The 5,273-nt window shown below is 69.3% G+C and carries 4 protein-coding genes; 3 read left to right on the forward strand and 1 reads right to left on the reverse strand.

Annotated features, from left to right (window positions below):
• The 3 genes from VGL40_00005 to VGL40_00015 all read left to right on the forward strand — a co-directional run.
• A partial coding sequence (locus VGL40_00005; protein HEY3313656.1) for an acyl-CoA dehydrogenase family protein occupies positions 1-849 on the forward strand: 849 nt, incomplete at its 5' end.
• A gap of 18 nt (positions 850-867) precedes the next feature.
• Positions 868-1,719 (forward strand): electron transfer flavoprotein subunit beta/FixA family protein, encoded by an 852-nt coding sequence (locus VGL40_00010; protein ID HEY3313657.1) that lies wholly within the window; start codon positions 868-870, stop codon positions 1,717-1,719.
• 1 nt (position 1,720) lies between these two features.
• Complete coding sequence (locus tag VGL40_00015; GenBank protein ID HEY3313658.1) at positions 1,721-2,713, forward strand: electron transfer flavoprotein subunit alpha/FixB family protein; 993 nt, start codon at positions 1,721-1,723, stop codon at positions 2,711-2,713.
• A gap of 108 nt (positions 2,714-2,821) precedes the next feature.
• Here the strand turns inward: VGL40_00015 and VGL40_00020 are convergent.
• A partial coding sequence (locus VGL40_00020) for a M14 family zinc carboxypeptidase (GenBank protein HEY3313659.1) occupies positions 2,822-5,273 on the reverse strand: 2,452 nt, incomplete at its 5' end.

Genomic DNA, 5,273 nt, shown 5'->3' on the forward strand with positions numbered 1-5,273 from the left:
TTCGGCGACGAGGAGCAGAAGCAGCGCCTCCTGCCGGCCCTGGCCGCCGGCGAGAGACTGGCCACCGTGGCCGTAACCGAGGCGGGAGGCGGTTCCGACCCCTCGGGCACGAAGACGACGGCCCGCTTCGAAAGCCGGCCGGAGGGCGACGGGTACGTCCTCGACGGGCGCAAGGTCTTCATCACCAATGCCCACCTAGCCGACGTCCAGGTGGTCCTGGCCAAGTCGAAGGAAGAGCCGGCCGAGTTCACGGCCTTCATCATCGAGCGGGGGATGCCCGGCTTCAAGCTCGGCCGGGAAGAGCACAAGCTGGGATTCGCCGGCTGTAACACCGGGGAGGTCATCCTGGACAAGTGTTTCGTGCCGGTCAGGAACCGGCTGGGGAAGGAAGGGGCGGGTCTCAAGGCCGCCCTCAAGGCCATCGGCGAGGCCGGCCGCTCGGGCATGGCCGGGGTCTCCCTGGGGATCATCCGGGCCTGCGTCGAGGCGGCGGGCAGCTATGCGGCCAAGCGGGAGGTGTCCGGCCGGCCGCTCAACCGCTATCAGGGAATCCAGTGGAAGCTGGCCGACCTGGTCACCGACCGCGACGCGGCCTCCCTGCTGGCCTACCGGGCCTGCTGGCTCAAGGATCAGGGCCAGCGGTGCGACGCCGAGATGGCGATGGCCAAGTACTTCGCCAGCGAGGCCGCTATCCGGGCGGCCAAACTGGCGGCCGAGGTCTTCGGCGGGTATGGCTACATGAAGGAGTTCCCGACCGAGCGCTACCTTCGGGACGCCCAGCTGACCATCCCCTCGGCGGGCACGTCCGACGTCATGCGGATGGTTATCGCCCGCGCGGCCAACCCCTGAACCGAGGAGGCTCCCGGATTGAACCCTCTGAACGTCATCCTCTTCGTCAAGCCCGTGCCGGACCCGCGGAAATCGCGCGGGTCCGCTGTCATTGACCCGGAGAAGAAGACCGTCCGTCGCCAGGGGGTCCCCCTGGTGGCCAACCCGGCCGACCGCTACGCCCTGGACACCGTGGTCAGACTGAAGGGCCGCGGGGTGGGCCGGGTGGTCACGGTGGGCATGGGTCCCCCGGACGCCGAGGGCGTCCTCCGGGAGACCCTGGCCCTCGGGGCCGACGTCGCCTATCTCTTGAGCGACCGAGCCATGGCCGGTTCCGACGCCCTGGCGACCGCCAGGGCGCTGGCCGCGGCCGCCCGGAAGGTCGGCTTCGACCTCATCCTGACCGGCGCGGAGAGCTCTGACGCCGGAACCGGGCAGGTCGGGCCGACCCTGGCCGGACTGCTCGGACTGCCCCACGTCCTTCATTGCGATGACCTGACCCTGGCCCTGGCGAGCCAGGGCGCGGACGGCGATGGCGGGCCGGCGGGGGACGCCGAGGGGCGCCCGCTGCGGGTCGGCTTCCGCCTGGGTGGGGAGAGGGGGGAGGCCGCCCTCGGCCTTCCGGCCCTGCTGACCTTCGACCGGCTCGACCGGCCCCTCAAGCCGGCCGGCTTCGCCGGGGTCGTCGCCGCCAGGTCCAAGCCATGCTCCGTTTGGGGCCTGGCCGACCTGGGCCTGCCGGCCGAGCAGGTGGGCCCGGCCGGGTCGCCGACGGTCGTCCGCGAAGTGCGGCCGGCCGCCCTTCAGAACCGGGCGACCATCCTCGACGGCGGCCCCGAGGCGGTCGCCGACAAGGTGCTGTCCATCTTGGCCGAGAAGGGGGTCATCTGACATGCCGGGCGACATCTGGGTCTGGCTCGGGCCGGAAGCGGACGGGTCGTCGGCGGCATCCCGTGAGGCCCTGGCCGTTGGAGCGGCGATGGCCGCCGTGACCGGGGGCCGACTCGACGTCCTGACCGTCGACGCTCCTCCCGGACTGGGGCTCTGGGGTCCCCGGGCGGCCGAGGCCGTCCGGGCCCGGCCGGAGCTGAGCGGGGAGGGCCAGCGGGTCGAGGCCATCCTCTTCCCGGATCGGCCCGAGTCGGCCGACTTGGCCGCCACCCTGGCCGCCACTCTGGGGTGCGGCCTGGTCTCGCACTGCGCCCGGGTCGAGAGGCCGGGACAGGAATGGCTTTTCTGCGTCCCGGCCTTCGGTGGGCTGGCGGCCATCGTCTGTCAGGGCCGGCCCCCCGCCCTGGTGGGATTGTCGACGGGGGCGCGGTACCACGGACCCGGGGGCGACGCCGCCGACGCGCAGTCGCGGATCGATGGGGCCTTCGGCCGGCCGATCCGCCTCGAACTCCCGGCGGCCGGGCCGGACGACCCGGTGGTCCTCGACGAACCCGCCGGCGACCGGGCGGCGACGGCCAAGGACGGCGGGGCGGCGGCCGAGCTGAGTTCGGCGAGACTGGTCGTGGCCGGCGGGGCCGGGGCCGGTGACCCCGAGGGCTGGCGCCTCGTATCCGACCTGGCGGAGTCCCTCGGGGCCGGGCTGGGGGCCACCAGACCGGCCGTCGATGAAGGCTGGGCCCCGGCCGAGGTGATGATCGGGCAGAGCGGGCGGCGCGTCAAACCCGCCGCCTACGTGACCTTGGGGATTTCCGGGGACCTCCAGCACCTGGTCGGGGTGGGGGAGGAGACCACCGTCGTGGCCGTCAACAGCGATCCGGCGGCGCCCATCCTCGGGCGGGCGGATTATGCCGTCGTCGCCGATCTTAAGGAGTTCCTGCCAGTCCTCATCGACCGGGCCCGCCGGCGCCGGGAGACCAAGGGCCCGTCCGCTTAGCTGGCCTGGGCGAAGCGGGGGCCGAAAGACCGAATCGAGGATCGGGCGCAAGAGAGCCCCGCCGGGCGATCGTTCAGGATCGCTCGGCGGGGCTGATCGTTCTGTGGACTACCTGATCGATTCCCAGATGGTGTTGAAGACGAAGGGCAGGTCGCCCTGGGTCTGGAAGCGATAGGTCAGGTCGGGGCCGGCCAGGACGACGCGGCCCTGGCCGACCGTCGTCTCGCAGACGGCGGCCTTGCCGGAGAGCTTCTTGTCCTTGTCGTCGAGGAAGCCCGACTGCAGCGGGGAGTCGAAGTAGCTGGCCAGGACGTTGCCCTGATCGACCACGAAGGCGTGGTTGTTCTCGTAGAAGACCGACTCCTGGGGGTCGAAGCCGTAGGTCCAGGGGAGCCCCTGGGTGACCCGGACGGCGAGGACCGAGCCGGGGACGTTGACCCCCTTGAGGTCGACCAACTTGACGCCGGGGGTCAGGCCCTGCTCGACGACGAAGGCCGAGCCCTTGCCATAGGCCAGGAGGGTCCCGCCGGCCTTGACGAAGTCGCCCAGGCGGGCGGCGCCGTCCTTGCCGACCCCGCCCCGGTACTCTTCCGGCAGCTTGGCCGAGCCGTCCAGGATGTTGCTGGATTTGATGTCCGGGATGATGATCACATCGTACTTGGATAGATCGCCGGTCTTGATCGCCGTGTTGTCCAACCAGTCATAGGCGAAGCCGTAGTAGTCGAGGGTGTAGCGGGTCCAGCCCTCGCGCATCGTGTCGGTCCAGCTGTGATAGAGGCCGATCTTGGGGGCGCGGAGGTCTTTGAAGGTTCCCGAGGGTTGGGCGGCCGTGGCGTGGACGTCCAACCCGTACTTCAGGGCCAACTGGTTGAGGTCGGATGAGGTGGTGCCCTGGATCTTGAAGGTGCCCGCCGGATAGGCCTGCCCCCCGACGGTGAAGTCCTGCTTGGCCCAGCTCACCTTGGCCCCCTTGGCCCACAGCTCGTTGAGGGCCTTGGCGACGTAGTTGTTGCTGCTGTGCTCAACCAGGTAGAACGGGGCGTCGGTGGCGGCGAGGGTGCTGACCGGGACGGCCTTCTGGGTCACCGGGACGAGGGCGACGGACTGGATGGCCTTGTCCCCGATGGCCACGGTCTCGACGTCCTGCAAGAGGCCGACCGTCCAGCCGGTCACGTCATAGGGGGCGCCGTAGTAGGCCGGGTAGTCCTGCTTCTCGAGGAGGGTCTTGGCCATCGCCCGGTAGGGCTGGTTGAGGAGGACGAAATAGCTGCCCGGGTCGTAGGTCCGCCCCTCGATGGTCAGCGGGGTGAAGGACTGCTTGACTTCGATCCCCTGTTTCAAGAATAGGTTGACCAGGTCGACCGGGGCCAGGGGATCCTCTTGGCCGGCCGGGAGGACGTAGGCGTAAGGCGCTTCCTTGCTGCCCGCCTCCACGGCCTGCTTGCCCTTGAGGTAGAAGTGACGGAGGGCGACGTCCTTTTCGATGGCCGTGAGTTTGAGGCACAGCCACACCCCGGTGCCCTGGTAGTCGATGTTGTCGCGGAGCCGCCAGACCGCGCCCTTCCAGGGCATCGGCTGGAACCAGTGGTTCTCCTTCTCGAGGGCCTTGGGGCCGCTGGTGTCCGGGTTGGCCCCGAAGCCGCCGTTGGTCTCGAAGATCATCCCCTGCCCGTTATGGAGGGTCGTATACTCGTCGTTGTAACCCGGGTAGAAGTTGTCGTAGCGAGTGGCCACGACCACCCCGGCCATCCCGCGGGCGGTCATCTCGGCCAGCATGTAGCCGCCGTACTTGATCCAGTCGGCGCGGGTGATGGCGGTGATGTTCGGGTCATCCGGATCGGCCGCCGGGGTGGCGAACATCCGGGCCGGGCCGGTCTGGTGCAGGTCGTGGTAGAACTGGGGGTGGAAGAGCGCCCGAGCGGCCGCGTTCTGGGCGTCCTCGGCCAGGGCGAGCATGATCCAGTCGCGGTTGTTGTCGTGGCTGACGTACTTGCCCGTGTATGGCGGGCGTTCGGTCATCCCCGAGTCCTTGTACTTGTTGTACCACTCGGTGAAGGTGTCATGGCCGTCGGGGGAGACCGACGGGTCGAGGACGACGATGACGTTGTCGAGGATCTGCCTGGTCTCGGCGTCGTTGCCCGTGGCCAGCTTGTAAGCGAGTTCCATGACCATTTCGGAGCTGCCGACTTCGGGCGAGTGGATGTTGGCGCAGACCCAGTAGATCGGCTTACCCTTGGCGATCAGCCGATCGGCCTCCTCCGCGCTCAGCCCGCGGGGATCGGCCAGGCTGGCCGAGATGTCCTGATACTCCTTGAGGTTCTTCAGGTTGTCCTCTGAGGAGACGACGGCCACGATCATCGGCCGTCCCAAGGTCGTCGCGCCGTAGCGCATGACCTGAACCCGGTCGGAGGCCTTGTCCAGCTGGTCGAAGTAGTCGACGATCTTGGCCCACTCGGTCAGGTGATAGTCCGCCCCGATGGAGTAACCAAGCACGCTTTCGGGGGTCGGAACGGCCGCCTGGGCCAGCGCCGGCTGGCCAAGGACGAGGACCAGCGCGAAG

Source organism: Bacillota bacterium (genome assembly GCA_036504675.1).
Taxonomy (GTDB): Bacteria; Bacillota; Sulfobacillia; order JAJYWN01; family JAJZPE01; genus DASXUT01.

What these genes read in the sequence shown, in the direction of transcription:
- VGL40_00015 (HEY3313658.1), top strand. Translation starts at nt 1,721, where the DNA reads ATGCCGGGCGACATCTGGGTCTGGCTCGGGCCGGAAGCGGACGGGTCG.